Here is a 19,357-nt window from a genome sequence, read left to right as displayed (position 1 = left end):
TATAAAAGCCATTCTATCGGTATCGACACGACATGCAATGAAAAGTGTGTCGAACCTACGTGAACGTTGTTTTAGGAATTAAATGAAACTAAATGAAGCTCAAGAATCTGCCGTAACCTACGTATCTGGACCGTGCTTGGTGCTAGCGGGTGCTGGTAGCGGTAAAACCCGTGTTATTACTAACAAGATTGCTCATTTAGTACGAAACTGCGATATGCCGGCGCGCTATATTGCAGCGGTAACTTTTACCAACAAAGCTGCACGTGAAATGAAAGAGCGTGTGGCGCAAACCTTGGGTAAGCCCGAGGCCCGCGGGTTAAAAGTATCTACCTTTCACACCATGGGTTTAACCATTATCAAAGCCCATGTGAAAGACTTAGGCCTAAAACCAGGTTTCTCGTTATTCGATGACAAAGACTCGTTTGCCCTGCTTAACGACTTAACGTCCGACACCCTAGATGGCGACAAAGATCAGCTTCAGCTTTTACAAAGCTGCATATCGAACTGGAAAAACGACCTCATTTTACCCGACGCGTTATTAAAGTCGGCAACGAGCACCGGCGAGCGAGAGTTTGCAGAAGCCTACAAGCGTTACCAAGACAATTTAAAGGCGTATAACGCGCTGGATTTTGACGATCTTATTCTGCTGCCTACGCTACTTTTAAAAAGCAGCGAGGCAATTAGAACAAAATGGCAAAGCAAAATTCGTTACCTGCTGGTGGATGAGTACCAAGATACCAACACCAGTCAGTACGAATTAGTAAAGCTGTTAGTAGGCGAGCGCGCACGCTTTACCGTGGTGGGTGATGACGACCAATCTATTTATTCATGGCGTGGCGCGAAGCCGCAAAATCTGCATTTGCTAAAACAAGACTTTCCGCGCTTGAACGTAATAAAGCTTCAGCAAAACTACCGCTCATCAGGGCGTATTCTTCATTGTGCGAATATTCTTATTCAAAACAACCCGCACTTGTTTGATAAAACGTTGTTCTCAGAGCTGCAGTACGGCGAGCCGCTTAAAGTGATCGAGGCGAAAAACGAAGAGCATGAAGGCGAGCGTGTGGTGGCAGAATTACTGGCGCACAAGTTTATGAACCGAACCCAGTTTAAAGACTACGCCATTTTGTATCGCGGAAATCACCAAAGCCGTATTTTCGAAAAGCTACTGATGAGCAACCGCATTCCTTACAAAATAAGTGGCGGTATGTCGTTCTTTGGCCGTGCAGAAGTAAAAGACATCATGGCCTACTTGCGGCTGTTGGTGAACCAAGATGACGACAATGCTTTACTTCGTATCATCAACACGCCGGGGCGGGGTATCGGCCGTGCTACGCTAGAAAAATTGGGTAACTTTGCGAATAGCTTGGGCGTATCCATGTTTGAAGCGGCGACACACCCGAACCTTAATAGTGTGCTGCCCGATAAAGCTTTTCATGCGGTTTCTTCCTTCGCCCGCTGGGTAGTGGAACTGTCGGACAACGCCGAGCGTGGTAACACGGCAGAAGCCGTACGTACCATGATCCGCACTATGGGCTATGAAGAATGGCTATATGAAACCAGTGCCAGCCCAAAAGCCGCGGAAATGGCCATGGCTAACGTGAGTACGTTATTTGGTTGGGTGAACGATATGCTTGAAGGTAACGACCTAGATCAGCCTATGACCCTAACCGAAGTGGTAAACCGTTTAATATTGCGTGACATGATGGAGCGTGGTGAAGACGACGGAGAAGGGGACCAAGTACAGTTAATGACGCTACACGCGTCTAAAGGCTTAGAGTTCCCCATTGTATTCTTAGTCGGCATGGAAGAGGGGTTATTGCCCCACCAAAGCAGTATTGATGAAGATAACGTGGAAGAAGAGCGCAGACTCGCCTACGTAGGAATCACCCGCGCCCAACGAGAACTGATTTTTAGCCTTGCCAAAGAACGCCGACAGTTTGGAGAAGTCATCAACCCAGAGCCCAGTCGCTTTCTATTCGAGCTTCCGCCTGATGATGTGCAGTGGGAAAATCAAAAGCCTAAAGTGACAAAAGAAGAGCGCCAACAAAAAGCGCAAGTGGGTATTGCGAACCTTCGAGGTATTCTTGGGAAAAAGTAAAGGGATTTAATAGGTCAGGCTTAAGTGAGTTTTTATTAGTAGTAAATACTTACTTTTAGCCTGCCAGCAAGTTCATATCAAGCACTTTTGCATGTTTCAATATTTTGCCTTGCCCATAAATACATTCAATTTCATTAAGTGCATCTAGCTGGGCTTGAGAGTCAACGCCTTCGGCTATTACCTTAAACTTCAAATGCTCAGAAATAAGCATGACAGATTGAATCAGTTTGAGATTACGTTGAGACCGTGGCAGCGACTTCACAAATCGATGGTCAATTTTAATATAGTCAAACGGGTAGGCAAATAAATAACTCAGTGAGGCCAAACCGCTTCCGAAGTTATCTAATACCAAGGTTACCCCTGCTCGTTTTAACTTTTTAATGGCTGGGAGAATAAATTGAGAACGACGGTTCAAATCGTTTTCGTCAAACTCGAAAACCAGCTGACTTGGGGTAATGCCAGACGTTTCTATGACATTCAACATTTGATTGACCATAGAGGCCTGCAATAAATGGTTGATTGAAACGTTCACGGCAATCTTGTTGATAGGATCGTCGGTATTGGCGTAATAGTTGAGTAACTCGCAAGCCTTGGTAAGCTGAAACAGGTCGAGATCTAACGTCAATCCACTTTGCTCAGCGACCTGTCTAAATTGCTCTCTGGCTATTTTGCCGTAAGCTGGGTGCGACCAGCGAACATACATCTCTCGATAAAGCGTACTATTATCGTTAAGCTTTATTACGGGCTGCAAGAAGTAGTCGAACTCCTCTTCACGCAACGCGCGTCTAAATTCGTTTTCAAGTTCAAGCTCTTCAATAAGCCTGTCGCGCATACTTTTATCAAACATGACAAAGCGACCGCGTCCAAGCGTTTTGGCTTGATACATCGCGGCATCGGCATCACGCAATACTTCGTCTGCGCCGCGATAATAACTCTCTAAATGCGCGATACCAATACTGGCGCCGGAATACATTTCACGGCCATCCAGTAAAAACGGTTCAGAGATAGAAGAAATAATGCGGTTAGCCACTTCTTCCACATCGGCCTCATCTTCAAAGTTATCCAGCAGCACAACAAACTCATCGCCCCCGAGTCGGGCCAATAAATCGTGGCCGCGAATACAAAGCGTAATACGCCGCGCAACTTCAATAAGGAACTCGTCACCGGCATGGTGACCTAGTGTGTCATTAATAACCTTAAATCTATCCAAATCTATGAACAGAACCGCAAACATGCTATCGCTGTAGCGTTGCTTGCTGGCTATCGCTAACTCTAAGCGGCTGGTAAACATCGAGCGGTTAGGCAAATCCGTTAACGCATCGTGATGCGCATCGTGAATCAACTTAAGCTCAATTTCTTTACGCTCTTCTATCTGCTGTTTTAAAAACTTATTGGTACGGTTTAGTTCGGCCGTGCGTTCCTTCACGCGTTCTTCAAGCTGCATGTTATAGCGCTGCATCGATTCAGTATTGCGTTTACGTTCAATGGCAACCGCAATATGGTGCGACACAAAGCGCAACAGCTCTTGGTCTCGTAAATTGTATTTCGCCAACTTTCCGTATGTTTGTACCGCGATAACACCCGCTATTTCGCCATCAACAACAAGTGGCGAGCCCAGCCATGAGTTTGCGCTATTCAACATGGTTTGTGCTAGCGAAACGTCTATCTCGCCTGACTCTGCTAGTTCCAATACTCTTGGTGGGTTGATAAGTTCTGCTTGACCCGTACGCAATACAAATTCAGTAAGCCCCAAGCCGAGCGGCCTGGCGCTAATTTCACTTTGCTTGGAATCGCTGAAGTAAGGGAATTCTAACAGCCCTTCTTCTTTGTTATGAATGGCAATGTAACAGTTCGGTGCGCTGATAAGCCTTGCCAATATCTCATGTAGGCTGGAGTAAAATACATCCATATCGCCTTCGAGATTCGCGGCAAGTTCAGAAATCTCAAAGAGTGCCTGCTGTAACGACTCCACCTTTTGGCGTTCAAGAATTTCTTCTTGAAGATCGTCGTTAATTCTACGCAGTTGACGGGTACGTTCGCGAATAGTGCGTTCGGTAAGTTCTCTGTTTTTTACTCTGTCGACGGTAGTCACAATGTGCTGTGAGACAAAAAGCAGCACTTCTAAATCTTCTTGGGAATAATGCACACCGTCGTCGTAGGTTTGCACAACCATCGCGCCTATCACTTGGCTACCGCGTTTTAGCGGCACGCCCAACCATTCAACCGGCGGAGACCCGACAAGTTTAATGCCGTATTCTTCCGATAGTTTGTCTTCGTCATCACGTTTGTAGAATAAATGATGACCGGTCTTCAAAATGTAACCGGTCATGCCATCCATCAATTGCTCTGCAGGCAGTTGCCTAACGGTTTTTTCGTCAAATTCATCAACAAAATAGGCAAAGTCAACAACGTGAGTTTCTGGTTCGTAGAAGGCGACAAAAAAGTTATCGGCATTCATGAAATCGGCAATGATTTCGTGAATAGCGGAATAAAGGCGGTTTAAGTGGCTTACAGAGCTGGCAAGTTCGGAAATATCAAAAAGCGCCTTCTGAACACGTTCAGCACGCTTATATTTATCGGTGAGTTGTTGAAGCTGCGGAATAAGTTCGCGCAGTTCTTCTTCCGTCAACTCGTATTGCGTCGAATCTTTTGACATTCCGCTCGCCAGTTAAAAAAGTAACGTCTACCCAACCGGTTAAATTACCCGATTAGTCGGTAAAACGCTACTTTTTCCATCAAGTTGTAGACATTGTGCAGGTATTAGATACCTTCAATCATATACTCGATTGCCGCTTTAATTTCGTCATCAGAACAGTTGCCACATGTGCCGCGCGGAGGCATGGCGTTAATACCGTTCAATGCGTTTTGCCATACACCGTCAAGACCGCGTTCGTCTAAACGTGGCTGCCAATCCGCCGCATTGTGAAGTTTAGGTGCACCTAATACGCCTGCTGAGTGACAGGCAACACATGCTGAGTTGTAAACGTCTTCACCTGACTTTGCACCGCCTGCTGCCGCAGCGCTACCTTCAGCTGCTGCGCCTGCCACGTGTACCTGACCTAACGGTTTAATACGCTCGGCAATTTCATCGTTACTCATTTCTTGTGCTTGTGCTGCAAAAACGGTTAGCGCAGTAGCAGCAACAGTTAACCAAGTCTTTAATTTCACATCTGTCTCCAGGCAATGATGAATTTGTTTAAAATATAACTGGCCAGATTATAACGGTAAATTGGGGCTGAACAACTATTTGAGGCCAATTACCCATAAAAAGTAAGGATTTTTAACGCAAGAGCCAACCCATCTGAAGAGATTTTAATAAATGAGTTGAAGCTAACTCTTAGCGTAAGTATGATTACGCCCCGTTTACAGCACACGTGTTGCCTCATAGCTCGTTGATGTAAGCGTTCAGTTTTTATTACACTGGTTCTACAAACCGCCCTTAGCTCAGCTGGATAGAGCGCGGCCCTCCGGAGGCCGAGGTCAGAGGTTCGAATCCTCTAGGGCGGGCCATTTCCTTTTCTGATGACCTATGAAGGAATAATCCCCTTAAGCGTTTCTATATCAGTATCGGGTACTCCAACCCTATTAAAATAAACTATCCATTCATTAGTTAAGGCTTGCACGCTAGAAAGGATGGTTCTAGCTTTTGCTTGAGAAAGTCCAAACCTTTTAGATTGAGACAGCGCATTTTCAAGCGTTCCTTCTCTGCCGTGAACCCCTATTCCAATTCCATGTTGGCGAGAATTGTTTATCGGCAATACGTCGTAGGCTGGAGATAAGCGCCAGTTTCTATCTGAGAAAGAATATAAAAACGCGTGATTCCTAGAATGATCATCAGTGTTACCCATTAAGATGTTAAAAACCATGCGTGTATACAGTTCATGGGAGTCTCTAGGTTCTGCTCCGTGCTTCATCACAAACTCCGCTAAAGCACCATAACTATAATTCTCGGTTAGTGCCTGATTCGTCAGCGTTTCTTGGTTTATTAGTGAGTTAGCACTTAAGAAATGGTGTGTTGGTCTATCACTGTTACAGTCGAAGCGCTCTACTAATAATATATCTTCTTGTTGGCTGTTCACTATAGACGTGGCTGCAACTCTCACGCCTAGTTCTTTTAGCATTGTCATTGTTGCGTGTTCTACTAAACATACGTTGTATAAATCATCTGGACGGTTGAATTTCGCTAAGTAATTTATGCCGTTGTTTTCAATCAGTGTTTTAGGTCGTGCGCCACCCGTACTGGACCCGTATTCAAATGCTTTTTTGACTTCCTTAGGAATATCTTCATTTTTCAAAATTGCCCTTTTTCCCTGCAATAGCATGGGGATATCGCCAAGCGTATTCTTATTCTTCTTTGGTTTACTTGCACTTCTAGATAAGCTAAACATAAGTGCGCCAACACCCATACCAGAACCAGCCAGAACGAGTTCTAGGTCATTGTTAGGTTTAGTTGAATGCAGCGACAAAATAAGCCTTTTACCCCAGCTATCTGCCCCAGCATCTAAGATAGCGCCAAACATTCCCTTATTTACTCTAGTAAGAAACTGATTGCTAAGTAGGGGCAGGTGAATTGGATCTAGTGGAAATGCATCATCCCTTTGAAGGTAGCTTTGTCCATATCGAAACTTTCCGATATTAGTCTTTGGATCTAACTCAACAACGGCACATATAACCGGATTATTTTCGAGTCCATCAATAAAAACATAAGCTCTAGAAGTCATTAGGTAACTCCTTTTCTACGAGTGAGCTTTTTCTCAAAGGGTTATTGCTTACTAACTCGTACTCCTTTTCGATGGTTTCAATAAGTGGGTCAAGCACTTCCAGTTGATTTAATATTGTAAGCAGCGTATCTGAATTTATGCCTTTTCCACGCTCTAACCTACTAACAGTATTTTTGCTAGTGCCGGTTCTAAGCGCTAACTCTTGTTGATCCATAGAAGTGGCTCTCGCTTGCTTTACGAGGTTACCAAGTAGTTTTTTCGTATATTCAACCTTGTCCATAAAACACCAAAAATAGCCATTAGTAACGTAATTATTTACTATGGCTACTTAATAGGGTGTGTCAATTAAATAACCATAAATGGCTAATAGGGCTTTAATTTGCCATTTATGATGTTTTATAAGTAAAGCAAACTTTCATTTTGTTCTTTTAGGCAGCACTTATTGGCTGAAAGAGCCATTGTTTTCGAAGGCACTATGCGCATCCTAAGCCTATCCAACGTTAAAGTCATTCCAACGCATAGCAAAGTCGCTATACTGTTTTCACAACTTTATTTTTTAGCGTATTAACAGGACTTTCATGTCGCCTCAGTCTTTGCGTTGCCCTAGTTTTGCTCAGTCATTGCTTTGTTTTAGCGTTATTGTTGCGCTAATAGCGGGTGGGTTGTTTGGCCTAGGTATTAGCCTGCACGCGCTCATGTTTTTATGTTTACTGTGGGCCGGTATCAATGCCACTAGTTTGGGGTACTCGTACCTGCAAATTCGGGAATTAATGACCGGCGCATTAGCCCGGGCCATGCCGGCAATCTATATCTTTATCCTTATAGGCATGGTTATCGCCAGCTTTATGCAAAGCGGCACTATTTCAACGCTCATTTATTACGGGTTAAGTTGGCTAAACCCCAGTGTGTTTCTGGCGGTGGGGTTAATTTTGTGTGCGGTAATGTCGGTGGCTACAGGTACATCGTGGGGAACGGTGGGCACTATGGGCGTAGTGCTAATGGGCATTGGCGGCGCCATGAATATACCGTTACCCATTGTTGCTGCCATGGTGGTGTGTGGTGCAACCTTTGGCGACAAAATGTCTCCGGTGTCTGATACCACCAATCTCGCGTCAATGAGTGCGGGCACTAATCTTTATCGGCACATGTATGCCATGCTGCTTACTACGCTGCCTAGTTTTCTTCTAACCTCAATCATTTTCTTAGTCATAGGCTTTAGTTACGCCAACCAAACGTTAAATGTTGAAGAGATAGATGAAATCAAAGCTGCGCTTGCCGGCCACTATAATCTTGCGCCTTACATAACACTGTTACCTTTAGTGTTGCTAACGGTAATGAGCATTAAAAAAGTACCCGCTGAAGTGACGATGTCGTCCAGTATTCTGCTTGCCGTGGTTATTGCTATTTTTTATCAAGATACCAATACAATACATGTGCTTAATGCGCTGTGGGAAAATACCCCTCAAAACACGGGAATTGCGAATTTAGATGCACTATTAGGCCGGGGCGGCATCAGCAGCATGAGTTGGACGCTATTACTCGCTTTAATGGCAATAGCATTAGGCGGCATATTGCATGGCGCAGGCTTTTTAGCAGCCCTGTTGGCCGGTATTATTAAACAGGTCAAACGCACGGCAACGTTAATCGCGGTCACCATTGCTTCGGGCTTTTTAGGTAACGTAGCCATGGGCGAGGCCTATATTTCTATCATTTTAAACTGCCAACTATTTAAACCAACGTATGAACAGCAGAATCTTGACCCTGCGGTGTTATCACGGTCAGTAGAAGAAGGCGCAACCATGACCACTGGCCTAATTCCGTGGACAACCGCCGGCGCGTTTTACTCGGCAACCCTGGGTGTTGACGTGCTTGATTACGCGCCCTATGCGTTTTTCAACTATTTGAATGGCGTTGTTGCGGTAACCATGGCCGCACTGGGAGTGGGGTTACTGAAAGGGAAGGGAGCTAAACGTTGAAAAGGTTTGGCTCAATAAAATGGCTTTTATTGTGCATTTTATTACTTGGCGGTATCAGTTTTTTTGCGTTTACTGAAAAGGCTGATACAAAAAGCGATGCTCAAACATCCGCGCTCAATCAAAGCCGCGCACGGTTAATTTCACAAGCGGTGTGCAATTTGCTGAAAGAGAAAGACGAGAAGCGTTCAGTAAACGCGTTAGCGAATGTCTTAAGTGATGCTTTTTCGTCGGAGCCCTCACAGTTAGCCTTGGAACAGCAAGTTAGCCAATGTGAGCAACCTCTTGATGAAAGAGAGGCTACGCTGCTTACTACACTATTTTTAACGCTACCTTTAGGGCAAGATAACGCAATGTTATTGCACAACTTTTCCCTGCAGAAAAACACAGCGCTAGAGCTAATAGAAGCGTTGAAATCTGATGTTGTTGGTACCTTCGATGTTTATCATACTGATGAGATGAGACAGCTTCTGGCTTTTTCCGTGGCAACAGAGGAAAGGCGTATCTACGCTGCTGTGAACTTGTCTTACGATACCCATGAAATGCCCCTTCCGTTAGGGTTTATGGCTTCAACGAAAGTTAAGCTATGGAAAAGTGATGCGGCTGAATTAAGCGAGTTTGTGACGCAAGGTCCGCTAAGTATTGCTGCATTTTCAACCGCACTCGTTATTCTAGAATAGCCATGGTCTAAGCGGCCCAGCCGAGTGACGTATTCACATCGCGCTTTAACAAGGTAAATAGGGGAGTGAGCTACACAGCGAGTACTTTCGCCAACGCGCTTTTATAGACTATGCCCGCAAACGGATGAGGCAGCGATTATCCTTGGCAGGGGATAATGTAGATATCATCCCCTACCCAGAAAGACGTTACTCGCAACGGGCATTGCAAACCTAAACATCGCCGTATGGATAAGTGAACCAACAGCTTATGTGCGAGGTGTAAAGGCCAATTAAGCGCTTAGGCCGATTTAGGCTTTAACCAATGCTGCGCCAGCATGCCAACGATCATCGCGCCCACAAACAACAGCACATCAGTTTGAAGTGAGGCGATAGCTACCACAGCAGGCCCAGGGCAAAAACCACTGATACCCCAGCCGATGCCAAACGCCGCAGAGCCCAGTATTAACTTAGCGTCGATTGTCGTACTTGTTGGAATATCGAATTTGTCGCCAAACAACGGCTTATTGCGCTTACGTACCCAATACATACCCGGCGCGGCAACCATAATAGCGCCGCCCATCACAAAGGCTAACGTGGCATCCCAGTTGGCGCTTAAATCTAAAAAGTTCAGCACGCGCGCAGGGTTGCTCATCCCTGATATTAGAAGGCCTAAGCCAAATAAAAGCCCGCAAACGAGAGAGGCGATAATTGATTTCATTGTTTTTCTCCTCAGTAATTTACAGGTGTCTGATAATGGTGGTGGTAAGTACAGCCGCACCCATGAAAGTAAGTGTGGCAACAATAGAGCGGGGTGATAGCCTAGACAGGCCTGCCACACCATGGCCTGACGTACAGCCAGAGCCAAGGCGGGTACCGAAGCCCACTAATAAGCCTGCTACTATCAACCAACCTGAGCCCATTTGGGTTTGAACCTGTAAATCGCCTACAAACACCATGTACAGTACGGCAGACAAAACAATGCCAGCTAGAAAGGCCAGTCGCCAGTAGCGCTCAGCGCCGCGTTGCGTCATCGCGCCTGCTGCAATTCCCGATATCCCCGCAATACGGCCAAGCGTATACAGCAGCAATACCACTGACGAACCAATAAGTAGCCCGCCTGCCAAACCGGCTAACGGCTCAAACGGTGTTGTAGTCCAGTTTTCCAATTTTCTCTCCTAACCCTTATGCAGTGCCCTTTTTAGAGGCGCTGTCGTGAAGAAACATCAAACAAACAGAAGCCCTACACAGGCCTTCTATTCAACGTCTATAAAATCGATAGCAAGGTGCATGGCCAGTGCGCCTTCTCTGTCTTTAACCAAATCATGAAGCGTAAACCGATCAAGCTCGCTGACAAATTTATCTGCGGCGTTTTGTAGAATAGATTTCAAACGACACGCAGGTGAAATAACACACTTATTCGTTGGCGACGCAAAACATTCCGCCAGCGCCACGTCTTCCACCGTTAAGCGAAAAACCTGGCCTAAATTAATTTCTTCCGCCTCTTTTGACAGCCTGATACCGCCGCCGCGCCCCTTTGCGGCCGTGATATATCCCTCATCAATAAGCAGCGTAATGACTTTTTTTAAGTGATTGAAAGATACGAAGTACGCATCTGCTATGTCGCTTGTCTTCACAAGATGGTTCTTTCGCAGTGCAAGATAAATCAAGACACGAAACGCTAAGTTAGTAAAGGTATTGATTTTCATGGAATTTATCATAAGCGCTAAGTTCATTTGTTCAGATCTTACAGCAGCACAAAAATTAAATATATATTTGAGATGTACATTATTGTATATTTTGTTCTATCATATAACAAAACGAAATAAGGTGTCGATATGATTTTTCTTGGTTACATCGCTGCCGTTCTTATGGGAATGGTATTAGGCGTGATAGGTGGCGGGGGCTCTATCCTTACCGTGCCTATTCTTGTCTATTTAATGGGCGTCACGCCAGATATCGCCACCGGTTATTCGTTGCTTATTGTGGGGGCCACAGCCGCATTCGGTGCGGTAAGGTACTTCAAGGAAGGCTTGGTCGACGTGAAGGCATCTATACTGTTTGCTGTGCCGTCCATCATAGCTGTTTACCTTTCGCGGGCCTATTTAATGCCCGCCATTCCCGACACCATCTCTTTTCTATCGCTAACCATAAACAAGAATCTTGGCATCATGGTGTTGTTTGCCACGCTAATGCTGGCCTCGGCAGCCATGATGCTGAAAAAGGCCTATAGCAAATCGGCAACGGCAACCAAGGTAATCGAGCACAAACAACCCAACATTGGGTTGATAGTTATTGAAGGCGCAGTAGTGGGGGTTATCACCGGCATACTCGGCGCAGGTGGGGGCTTTCTTATCATACCCGCCTTGGTACTTATTCTAGGCATGCCCATGAAAAACGCGGTGGGCGCGTCGTTATTCATCATTGCCTTAAAGTCGTTACTGGGCTTTATAGGCGATTTACAAACCGGAATTCAACTGGAGATGCCCTTGCTGCCGCTTATGCTGGTGGCCACGTTTGTCGGGATGGCTGTCTCCACAAAGGTAGCGGGAAAACTAGACGGTGCAGCATTGCAGAAATTCTTTGCCTTTTTCACCCTGGTTATTGCCGTTTTCATCATGATCAAAGAGCTTCTTTAGGAAAAAACCATGAACGTTGAAACATTCTACGACGACCAAACCTCTACGTTTACCTATGTGCTATTCGACCCCATCTCAAAAGAAAGCGCGGTGATAGATTCAGTTGCCGACTTCGATATCTTTTCAGGTCGCGCATCAACCCAAAGCGCCGATAAGATTATCGACTTCATCACCCAAAATGGGCTTAAGAACAAGTGGATTCTAGAAACCCACGTGCATGCTGACCACATTACTGCGGCACACTATTTAAAGGCCAAAATTGGCGGCCAAATTGGTATTGGCTCGGGTATTAAAGCCGTACTTGATATGTGGGTTGATATATTCGAGACGTCGAACGACACACCCCGCGATGGTAGTCAGTTCGATGTATTGTTCGAAGAAGGCGACACGTTCAATATTGGTCGCTACGACGTAAGTGTATGGCATACGCCCGGGCATACCCCGGCATGTGCAAGCTACTTGGTTGATGGCAAAGCTTTTGTTGGCGACACCATGTTTGCGCCTAGCCTAGGTACTGCGCGGTGCGACTTTCCGGGCGGCAGCGCCGAGCAACTTTACAACACCGTTCAGCGCTTATTTACGCTTCCCGATGACACTACGGTGTACCTTGCTCACGACTACCCCAAAAAAGGTACAGCACCCCAATCAACGGTATCGATAAAAGAAGCGAAAGAAACAAACGCGCAAATTCGCCCCAACGTAACCCTTCAAGAATATGTGGAAAAACGCGAGGCAAGAGATGCAACACTTGCCGTGCCCAAATTACTTTTACCCGCTATTCAGGCAAACCTGCGTAACGGGCAGTTCGGGGCACCCTCTGAAGGTGGTAAGCAGTTCATAAAAATTCCTGTGAACGCCATTTAAAGGGGGAAGTTATGCAATACGCCAAGGTCACACCACAGCTATCTGTTAGCACCCAACTATCACTTGACGATATAGACGCTATTAAAGCGGCAGGGTTTAAATCAATTATTTGTAACCGCCCAGACGGTGAAGGTGAAGGCCAGCTCACCTTTGCTGAAATAGAAGCCAAAGCGTTGTTACTGGGTTTAACCTGCGTATACCAACCTATAGTAAGCGGTAAAATAACGCCAGACGATGCAATAACGTTTGAAGCAAACCTACAAAAGCTAGAAGCCCCGGTGCTGGCCTACTGCAGAACAGGTACACGGTCTATTACACTGTGGGCAATGACCGCAACCAAAACCCTGCCTTGTGAAGCCATACTTAGCATTTCACAACAAGCCGGTTACAACGTAAGCGAGGCATTGTCGCAAGTTAAACCCGCATAATTCACTTTTTCAAACACCCGACTGTGTTACCGTAAATAGCACAGTTAGCGTTTGGCCGTTTGCAAAAAAAGCATGTCAGTAAAAAATTATCAAAAATTCTACAGCCCATTAAGCGCCGTACACTCGGCAGATTTTGGGCGCTGTATTTACTGCGGCTGCGAGGCAGCCAAGCCCGACTTTATTCCACCCATAAAATTCATTCACGACTGGCAAGACGGCCACCTACAGGCCGACTTCATCTCCGTACCTTCATGCAACGAATGCTTCGACCTGCTAAAAAACGAAAACAACGCCACATTAGAGCCCAGAATAACGGTGTTAAAAAAGCTATTGGCAGAAAAGTACAAAAAGGCCATTAGGGTATTTAACCACTGGAGCATGGAAGAAATAGAAGAAATGGACGCGGCATTTCAAATAAGCCTGAAAGGCGGCATGCGATTAGGCAAAGAAACACTTTCACGCCTTCAATATTCAGGCTTCGACTATGAAGTAAACGGCAACATAACGCGGGTGGCAAAACCACAGCGCGAGGTGTTTAAGGTGTTCGATGAAGAATTTAGCAGTTTTAGAGAAGCGCTAGCCTTTGCCAGCGCGACCTACAAAATTAAGAAAAGCCGACTAAGCCAGCTTTATTTCGACAATGATGAAAGCTTTGATAAGGCGATTGAGGCTTTTCATGGGTTGGTTGGTGGGAGGCCATAAAAATTTAATTGATGGTTCTGCACTCCGGGTTCATAGGTTCAAACCCTATCGGGCCCACTATTTTTTAAGATTTGACCGTTAATCCCCAAAAGCAAAGTGTTTCAGAGTTCTAATATGCGTTGTAGGGAGCAAACATCATTCCTGACCGTTTTTTAAGAAGTACAATTCAGAAAACCCCATTTTTACAAATTCGGAATCTCTGAAATTTCTTACGGTTTTTTTGTCTTTACTAATAGCGGCAAGTTGCTGTTCAGTTTGCAGGAACTGGGAAAGGTCTATTCCCTCAGCTTCGGCCACGGCTTCATGCATATTTTGATAGCGGCTGTAAGAAAAATTTATCTCTTTTGCCACACCTTTAAACTTATAACGTACTTTATGGGCCATGTTCTACTCAAGTTGGTCGATGTAATTCAAAAACTGTTTAACCACTATTATAAACTCAATTAACGCCAATAATTACCGTATTAAGAAAAGCGGGAGGCAAAACCACTGCGCGAGGTGTTTAAAGTATTCGATGGAGAGTTAATTAGCTTAAGAGAAACAGCAGCCTTTGCCAGCGCGACCTACAAAATGAAGAAAAGCTGGCTAAGCGAGCTTTATTTCGACAATGATGAAAGCTTTGATAGGCCGATTGAGGTTTAACCCACGAAGAGCTGATCAGTGGTTTTTACACTCCGGAGGCAAAGGTCACAGGTTCGAATCCTGTCGGTTGCGCCATTTTTAAAGGGCTGTAGCTGGATTCTGTTTTTCTAAAAATCTCTCTTTTGAAATATGTAGCAAATATGTAGCAGTCTGCCGTCAAATTTTTCCACCACAATCAAGATTGTCCGTATTCGGGTGTGGTGAAATAGCGTCTGCTAGTCCATCAAAACATCCGCTCTCCCTAGTGCCATTGTGCGCATTTATGAAATTGCTTTTCATCTCAGGGTAATCATTGAAAACCTTCATCCAAATACTGAAATATCCACTGGTGACCATAGACTTTACTGTTGCTCTTTTCAGTGCTTCGTTGTTTGGATCTGATTTAAAGTCTTCTAGAGAGTCTATAGCTGATAGATATGCATTTATTCTCTGATTTCTCCTATCTTTTGAAACAACTGTGCCGTTATTTACAATCCCTGCATTAAGGCCAACTAAATCAATCGTACGTTGTGCTAATGATTTTTGTTCGTCGGTAAGGCCAGCCGCTGGGGCTACCACGCCATTGGTATCATAATCAAAAGCAAGGAAGGTATTATCCCTATCGGGGAGAAACAGTTCGTTGAAATTTACCGCTTTGTTACCTTTAGATGAGTTGCAGTTAACGCAAGCTAAAAGGAAATTGGCCCATTCATTTTTCAAATCAGGTCTTCCGTCTGGACCATCTTTAGGCTGTAAATGTTCAACAGCAAGATTAGTGACAATTACTCGTTCACAATAGCTACAGTATTGTGCGATAGGTTTTCCTTGCGAATAACCTTTACCTATTGCATTTAAAAGATGATCAAATGCATCTCTGTAGTGAGTAAAACCTTGAGGTTTTGGGGAATCACCGCGTTTGCAAGGCCTCACAGTTCATGGCCTGTCTTAGAAGTGTATTTTCGCTCCAAAAACGCTTGGAAAGCTGGATTATCAGAATAAGGAGCAATTAATTCAGCTAGCTGTTGTCTATATCTCTCGTGAAACTCTTCTTTAGAAAGCTCTTCACTGTCTAAAATATCTAAAAAGTCATGACTAATTTGTTTCATTTCTTTATAGCGTAGCGAAAATTCAGGGCTCTGTACGCCCATATTCCGGGCTATTTCCTCAATTCCTTTACTGTCATACTCTAACAATGGTTCGCCATCGAGTAAGAGGAGTTCTTCAGCTGAACGTAGAGACTGGATAAGAAACGCTGAGTGGGTCGTGCAAATAAACTGCATTTTAGGAAAAATGGTTCTTAGGTCTTCTATAACTCTTCTTTGCCATTTCGGATGTAGATGCAAATCCAATTCATCGATAAGAACAACGCCTTGTGTTTCTGTACAGACGTCTTCTTTCATATGGGGATTGAGAATTGCTGCTCGTCTAGCAATGTCACAAAATAAACCAAGAATAGTACGCTGACCATCGCTCAAGTGTTCAAAAGGGATCGAGCTACCATCTTCAAAACGAACCATAACTCTTGATTCATCAAAATCGAAACCAAAACCAATACAGTTTTCCATAGCCCCCTTAGCAGCAAACTCGATAGCCGATTTCATTGGACTTGGTGTCTTTTTTTGGATCTCACTTAACTCTAGTTTCAATAACCATTCACTAATTGCCTTATCATCCGCTCCTGTATGGAAACAGTCAGTATACGGTTCAAAACGTGAAAACTGCTTTTGTGCCGAGCTTTCAACATCTATATCACCTTTAGAAATCCACAAGCGGTCACATTCATAAAAAGCAATTACGGGCAAATCAAAAGTTTGCCCTTTCTCAATATAACTTAAAACATCCCAACCTAGAGTAGATAGGTTCAAATTATATTCTTGACTGAAGGAGCCTGTTCCACGATTTTGATATTGAATCTTTCCTGATAAAACCGTCATATCAAAGCCTTCGCTACGCGAGCGAGTCCATGACACTTTACCGTTAGTGGCACTCGCATAGCGGTTAATAATCGGGAATACGCCGTGGGCAGTAATAGAGGTTCTTTTGGTTAAATCAAACCTACCATCTAATTCTATCTCTCTTATTTCATCATCGGATATTGGTCGAAGGTTCCATTCATTCTTGATGTAAGCATGCGCCCATCCAGCAAGTGATATCGCAAGGGCTTTGAGAAGAGAACTTTTGCCACAGCCATTAACGCCAGCTATTAAATTAAACTCGCTATTGAATTTGAATGACTTTTTATCAAAAAGTTTAAAATTCTCAATGTCAATCTGGGTAATCATTTTAAGCCTTGCAACATACCAACCTGTTCGAGTATTTACGTCGTCATGATAATTCAGGGGAGAGTGCATATTAGCAAAAAATTGGACACTTGCATTCTTTTCAAGGTACAGAATAGAGCGCGTACACTTATTTACAGAACTCCAAGTAAAAGCATTAGAGCCGCTAAGCGGCTCTAATGCCACGATTTTCTATGCGCCATTCGTGAATTCTAGTAATAACTTCTTTCTCACCTAGCTTTATTCCTCGAAGCGAAATTGAAACCTCTCCGTCAAAGTAACTTTGTTTAAGTTCACCTGTTTCTGTAACAAGCTTTTCTTTGTACAGAGGGCGAATGGCTTGATCGTTGCGCTTACAGAATACGCCCCCCATAAGTTTTACAAAGTCTGCCCACTTGCCTTTATCCGCTGCTTCGAAAATATCAGAGAAGAGTTTAGTTTCGTTGCAAAGCGCTCTAAGTCTTCTTAGTTCACGCCATACAGTAACAGCCCCTGCACCTAATTGTTGAAACTGACGTATTCCCCAACAACTAGCCCATGCTTCCACACGCTGCGCCGCTTCAACAGCATTGCCGCCGTCAATATCACTATCTAGGTTTGCACCATTAACGTTTTTGCTTACATATTTAGCAATGTAGCCCGTTGCACTGCCTCTTGAATAATCAATATCTTTAAAGTCACAACGGTTTTCTATAGCGCCTGCTTCATCGCCGTCTTCTCTTAACGCGTAGTGTTCGATAACGGCTTTAAACTCATTCGATTGGTGTCGCTCTAAGAAAATAAGCATGTGCCAATGAGGTGTTCCGTCATGCTGTGGTTCAGCAATGCGGAAGCCGTATAGCTTTATGTCCTTACGGTTTAAATCAGCGCGAACAAGCGCCCACATATCATTTAAATATTGCTGCGCTTCATAAGGCGTTGAGCCATCCCATTTGGGGTTTCTATCACCAGACTTAGCGTATGTATTATGAAAGCGAGAAGGGCATGTAATCGTCACAAACAAGGCTTTGTGGTTCAGTTCCTTAGCTATTTCTTCATAACCAGCCATACGTGTCATAAGTTCATTTTTACGATTAACAGGGTTAGATACATTTTTATCTGACAATTCAGCAAGCGAAAACGACTCATTATTTTCGTTAACGATAACGAGATTTTCGAGCATTTGCCTTTGCAGTTCTTTTTGAATTAAGCGATGTTTTACAGTGTTATCACTACAGTACTTTCCTTTTCTACTGTTTACCTGTCCTAAGTGAATGAGCACTTTTTCTTCTGTACGGCGTAGCACTTTTCGTAACTTCCGGAGCCACCAGTATTTGTCCTGCATTCTTTTGATTGCACCGTTAACGTTAACGGATTTTTTTAGTTCTGGAGGGATGATGCCGTACCCGTTAACGAGCTGAGCGCATTCGTTGTAAAGCGCCATATTCCCGTTAACGGATTTTTGACCCGTTACGTTACGGTTTTCTAGTGGATAGGTGTAAAGCGCAAAACGTTCGCAACGCTTCGAACACTCATCTGAAAGTTCTCTTAGTTCATATTCACCCGCGTTAAAATAACGAATAAGCTTTTCTGGAATGAGTGCATTAAGTGTTTCAGTTTTTTCACGCAAATAGCTATTAGCGTTATACGGCTTATCAAAGGTCTGATATTGGTTGATAAGTATTTGCTGGATAACTTCATTAAAATGCGAAATACGTTCTTTTACAAACAGTCGATCTTCTTTTGATATGGAGCGGTAAAAATCACCATTAATTTTATCGAGCTCGTCAATAGAACGAGCGATTGGAGTTTCTTTATGCGTTTTCATCACGACCCTCCAGTTCGTTGTGCAGCTTCATTCCCTTTTTAGAAATCGAGAAATTGCTCCAACGAATGCCAAACTCCATTTCCTCTTTGGTTTCTTTTAATAACCCGATACGAACTAACGAAAAGAATACCGTCTTAGAAAACTTTATCGGCTTTTCTGCAGGGAAGTGATAATCCCCTAACTTGGGGCTCACGCTGGTACAAAACTCAACAATTCCGCCGTTATAGAAGAAGGTGAGCAATTCGATTTGGTGTATTGATAGTTTCTTCATTACGCTACACCTTCATCCTGATAAAGGTGGGTGCGTCGCACGAAGCTTTCTAGCCAAGCATCAAGGTCTTCTCGAAGATAACGAACAGCTCGGCCAATTTTGATAAAAGGTGGGGCTGGTGTGCGATTTTCGCGATTACCGTCCATTCTTGCCTGTCGCAAGAAAGAACGGCTCATGCAGATATACTGAGAGGCTTCTTTTTCAGATAGTAGTCGTGGTGTTATTTGGTTGCTCATGTAATGTCTCCCGACAGCATTTGTGTTTGTGGGAGTGAAATTACATGGTTAAAAAGCGCCGT

21 protein-coding genes and 1 tRNA gene are annotated in these 19,357 nt (G+C 44.2%); 9 read left to right on the top strand and 13 right to left on the bottom strand.

Annotated elements, in window-relative coordinates:
• The first annotated feature begins 82 nt into the window (after nucleotides 1–82).
• Nucleotides 83–2,098 (top strand): DNA helicase Rep, encoded by a 2,016-nt coding sequence (gene rep / locus GVO63_RS11350; protein WP_159579948.1) that lies wholly within the window; start codon nucleotides 83–85, stop codon nucleotides 2,096–2,098.
• Nucleotides 2,099–2,153: 55 nt separating this feature from the next.
• On the opposite strand, the gene GVO63_RS11345 is transcribed toward rep, so the two are convergent.
• Both GVO63_RS11345 and GVO63_RS11340 read right to left on the bottom strand, forming a co-directional pair.
• The gene (locus GVO63_RS11345; RefSeq protein ID WP_159492034.1) at nucleotides 2,154–4,754 is read right to left on the bottom strand and encodes an EAL domain-containing protein; all 2,601 of its coding nucleotides are present in this window, start codon (nucleotides 4,752–4,754) and stop codon (nucleotides 2,154–2,156) included.
• A gap of 104 nt (nucleotides 4,755–4,858) precedes the next feature.
• On the bottom strand, nucleotides 4,859–5,266 hold the full coding sequence (locus tag GVO63_RS11340; RefSeq protein WP_159492036.1) for a cytochrome c5 family protein: 408 nt from the start codon (nucleotides 5,264–5,266) through the stop codon (nucleotides 4,859–4,861).
• 265 nt (nucleotides 5,267–5,531) lie between these two features.
• Here GVO63_RS11340 and GVO63_RS11335 point away from each other — a divergent pair.
• Nucleotides 5,532–5,608: transfer RNA gene (locus tag GVO63_RS11335), tRNA-Arg, on the top strand.
• Nucleotides 5,609–5,625: 17 nt separating this feature from the next.
• On the opposite strand, the gene GVO63_RS11330 is transcribed toward GVO63_RS11335, so the two are convergent.
• Both GVO63_RS11330 and GVO63_RS11325 read right to left on the bottom strand, forming a co-directional pair.
• A complete protein-coding gene (locus GVO63_RS11330) occupies nucleotides 5,626–6,819 on the bottom strand; it encodes a type II toxin-antitoxin system HipA family toxin (protein ID WP_159579946.1) in 1,194 nt (397 codons plus the stop codon).
• Entirely contained in the window at nucleotides 6,809–7,099 is a 291-nt protein-coding gene (locus GVO63_RS11325; protein WP_159579944.1) for a helix-turn-helix domain-containing protein, read from the bottom strand. Before GVO63_RS11325 ends, GVO63_RS11330 begins: the two co-directional genes overlap by 11 nt.
• Nucleotides 7,100–7,397: 298 nt before the next feature.
• Here GVO63_RS11325 and nhaC point away from each other — a divergent pair, with 298 nt between their 5' ends.
• Nucleotides 7,398–8,795: a Na+/H+ antiporter NhaC gene (nhaC, locus tag GVO63_RS11320; RefSeq protein ID WP_159579942.1), complete on the top strand. Its 1,398-nt coding sequence runs from the start codon at nucleotides 7,398–7,400 to the stop codon at nucleotides 8,793–8,795.
• The gene (locus GVO63_RS11315) at nucleotides 8,792–9,472 is read left to right on the top strand and encodes a hypothetical protein (RefSeq protein WP_159579940.1); all 681 of its coding nucleotides are present in this window, start codon (nucleotides 8,792–8,794) and stop codon (nucleotides 9,470–9,472) included. Before nhaC ends, GVO63_RS11315 begins: the two co-directional genes overlap by 4 nt.
• 277 nt (nucleotides 9,473–9,749) lie before the next feature.
• Here GVO63_RS11315 and GVO63_RS11310 read toward each other — a convergent pair whose 3' ends face one another.
• From GVO63_RS11310 to GVO63_RS11300, 3 genes are all read right to left on the bottom strand, one after another.
• On the bottom strand, nucleotides 9,750–10,169 hold the full coding sequence (locus GVO63_RS11310) for a YeeE/YedE family protein (protein WP_159579938.1): 420 nt from the start codon (nucleotides 10,167–10,169) through the stop codon (nucleotides 9,750–9,752).
• A gap of 19 nt (nucleotides 10,170–10,188) precedes the next feature.
• Nucleotides 10,189–10,617 (bottom strand): YeeE/YedE family protein, encoded by a 429-nt coding sequence (locus tag GVO63_RS11305; RefSeq protein ID WP_159579936.1) that lies wholly within the window; start codon nucleotides 10,615–10,617, stop codon nucleotides 10,189–10,191.
• Nucleotides 10,618–10,704: 87 nt separating this feature from the next.
• Nucleotides 10,705–11,157, bottom strand: a complete 453-nt coding sequence (locus GVO63_RS11300) for an Rrf2 family transcriptional regulator (RefSeq protein ID WP_159492050.1) — start codon at nucleotides 11,155–11,157, stop codon at nucleotides 10,705–10,707.
• A gap of 129 nt (nucleotides 11,158–11,286) precedes the next feature.
• On the opposite strand from GVO63_RS11300, the gene GVO63_RS11295 reads away from it, so the two are divergent.
• The 4 genes from GVO63_RS11295 (at nucleotide 11,287) to GVO63_RS11280 (ending at nucleotide 14,081) form a co-directional block, all read left to right on the top strand.
• Nucleotides 11,287–12,087, top strand: coding sequence for a sulfite exporter TauE/SafE family protein (locus GVO63_RS11295; protein ID WP_159579934.1), 801 nt, complete (start codon nucleotides 11,287–11,289; stop codon nucleotides 12,085–12,087).
• A gap of 9 nt (nucleotides 12,088–12,096) precedes the next feature.
• Complete coding sequence (locus GVO63_RS11290) at nucleotides 12,097–12,951, top strand: MBL fold metallo-hydrolase (RefSeq protein WP_159579932.1); 855 nt, start codon at nucleotides 12,097–12,099, stop codon at nucleotides 12,949–12,951.
• Between the two features lie 11 nt (nucleotides 12,952–12,962).
• A complete protein-coding gene (locus GVO63_RS11285) occupies nucleotides 12,963–13,379 on the top strand; it encodes a TIGR01244 family sulfur transferase (protein WP_159579930.1) in 417 nt (138 codons plus the stop codon).
• 72 nt (nucleotides 13,380–13,451) lie between these two features.
• Nucleotides 13,452–14,081 (top strand): hypothetical protein, encoded by a 630-nt coding sequence (locus tag GVO63_RS11280; RefSeq protein WP_159579928.1) that lies wholly within the window; start codon nucleotides 13,452–13,454, stop codon nucleotides 14,079–14,081.
• 135 nt (nucleotides 14,082–14,216) lie between these two features.
• Here GVO63_RS11280 and GVO63_RS11275 read toward each other — a convergent pair whose 3' ends face one another.
• Nucleotides 14,217–14,465, bottom strand: a complete 249-nt coding sequence (locus tag GVO63_RS11275; protein ID WP_159492060.1) for a DUF2960 family protein — start codon at nucleotides 14,463–14,465, stop codon at nucleotides 14,217–14,219.
• A gap of 114 nt (nucleotides 14,466–14,579) precedes the next feature.
• Here GVO63_RS11275 and GVO63_RS11270 point away from each other — a divergent pair, with 114 nt between their 5' ends.
• Nucleotides 14,580–14,723: a hypothetical protein gene (locus GVO63_RS11270; protein ID WP_159579926.1), complete on the top strand. Its 144-nt coding sequence runs from the start codon at nucleotides 14,580–14,582 to the stop codon at nucleotides 14,721–14,723.
• Between the two features lie 156 nt (nucleotides 14,724–14,879).
• On the opposite strand, the gene GVO63_RS11265 is transcribed toward GVO63_RS11270, so the two are convergent.
• The 5 genes from GVO63_RS11265 to GVO63_RS11245 are packed head-to-tail and all read right to left on the bottom strand — an operon-like array spanning nucleotide 14,880 to nucleotide 19,295.
• Nucleotides 14,880–15,632: an HNH endonuclease gene (locus GVO63_RS11265; RefSeq protein WP_159579924.1), complete on the bottom strand. Its 753-nt coding sequence runs from the start codon at nucleotides 15,630–15,632 to the stop codon at nucleotides 14,880–14,882.
• Complete coding sequence (locus tag GVO63_RS11260) at nucleotides 15,629–17,167, bottom strand: AAA family ATPase (protein WP_201281907.1); 1,539 nt, start codon at nucleotides 17,165–17,167, stop codon at nucleotides 15,629–15,631. Before GVO63_RS11260 ends, GVO63_RS11265 begins: the two co-directional genes overlap by 4 nt.
• Nucleotides 17,148–18,788, bottom strand: a complete 1,641-nt coding sequence (locus tag GVO63_RS11255) for a replication endonuclease (RefSeq protein ID WP_159579922.1) — start codon at nucleotides 18,786–18,788, stop codon at nucleotides 17,148–17,150. Before GVO63_RS11255 ends, GVO63_RS11260 begins: the two co-directional genes overlap by 20 nt.
• The gene (locus GVO63_RS11250) at nucleotides 18,775–19,059 is read right to left on the bottom strand and encodes a hypothetical protein (protein WP_159579920.1); all 285 of its coding nucleotides are present in this window, start codon (nucleotides 19,057–19,059) and stop codon (nucleotides 18,775–18,777) included. Before GVO63_RS11250 ends, GVO63_RS11255 begins: the two co-directional genes overlap by 14 nt.
• On the bottom strand, nucleotides 19,059–19,295 hold the full coding sequence (locus tag GVO63_RS11245; protein WP_159579918.1) for an AlpA family transcriptional regulator: 237 nt from the start codon (nucleotides 19,293–19,295) through the stop codon (nucleotides 19,059–19,061). The genes GVO63_RS11250 and GVO63_RS11245 overlap by 1 nt, the downstream gene beginning before the upstream one ends.
• Between the last annotated feature and the right edge of the window lie 62 nt (nucleotides 19,296–19,357).

This window comes from Alteromonas sp. KUL106, assembly GCF_009811415.1.
Lineage (GTDB): Bacteria > Pseudomonadota > Gammaproteobacteria > Enterobacterales > Alteromonadaceae > Alteromonas.
This window is presented reverse-complemented; position numbering and strand designations above follow the sequence as displayed.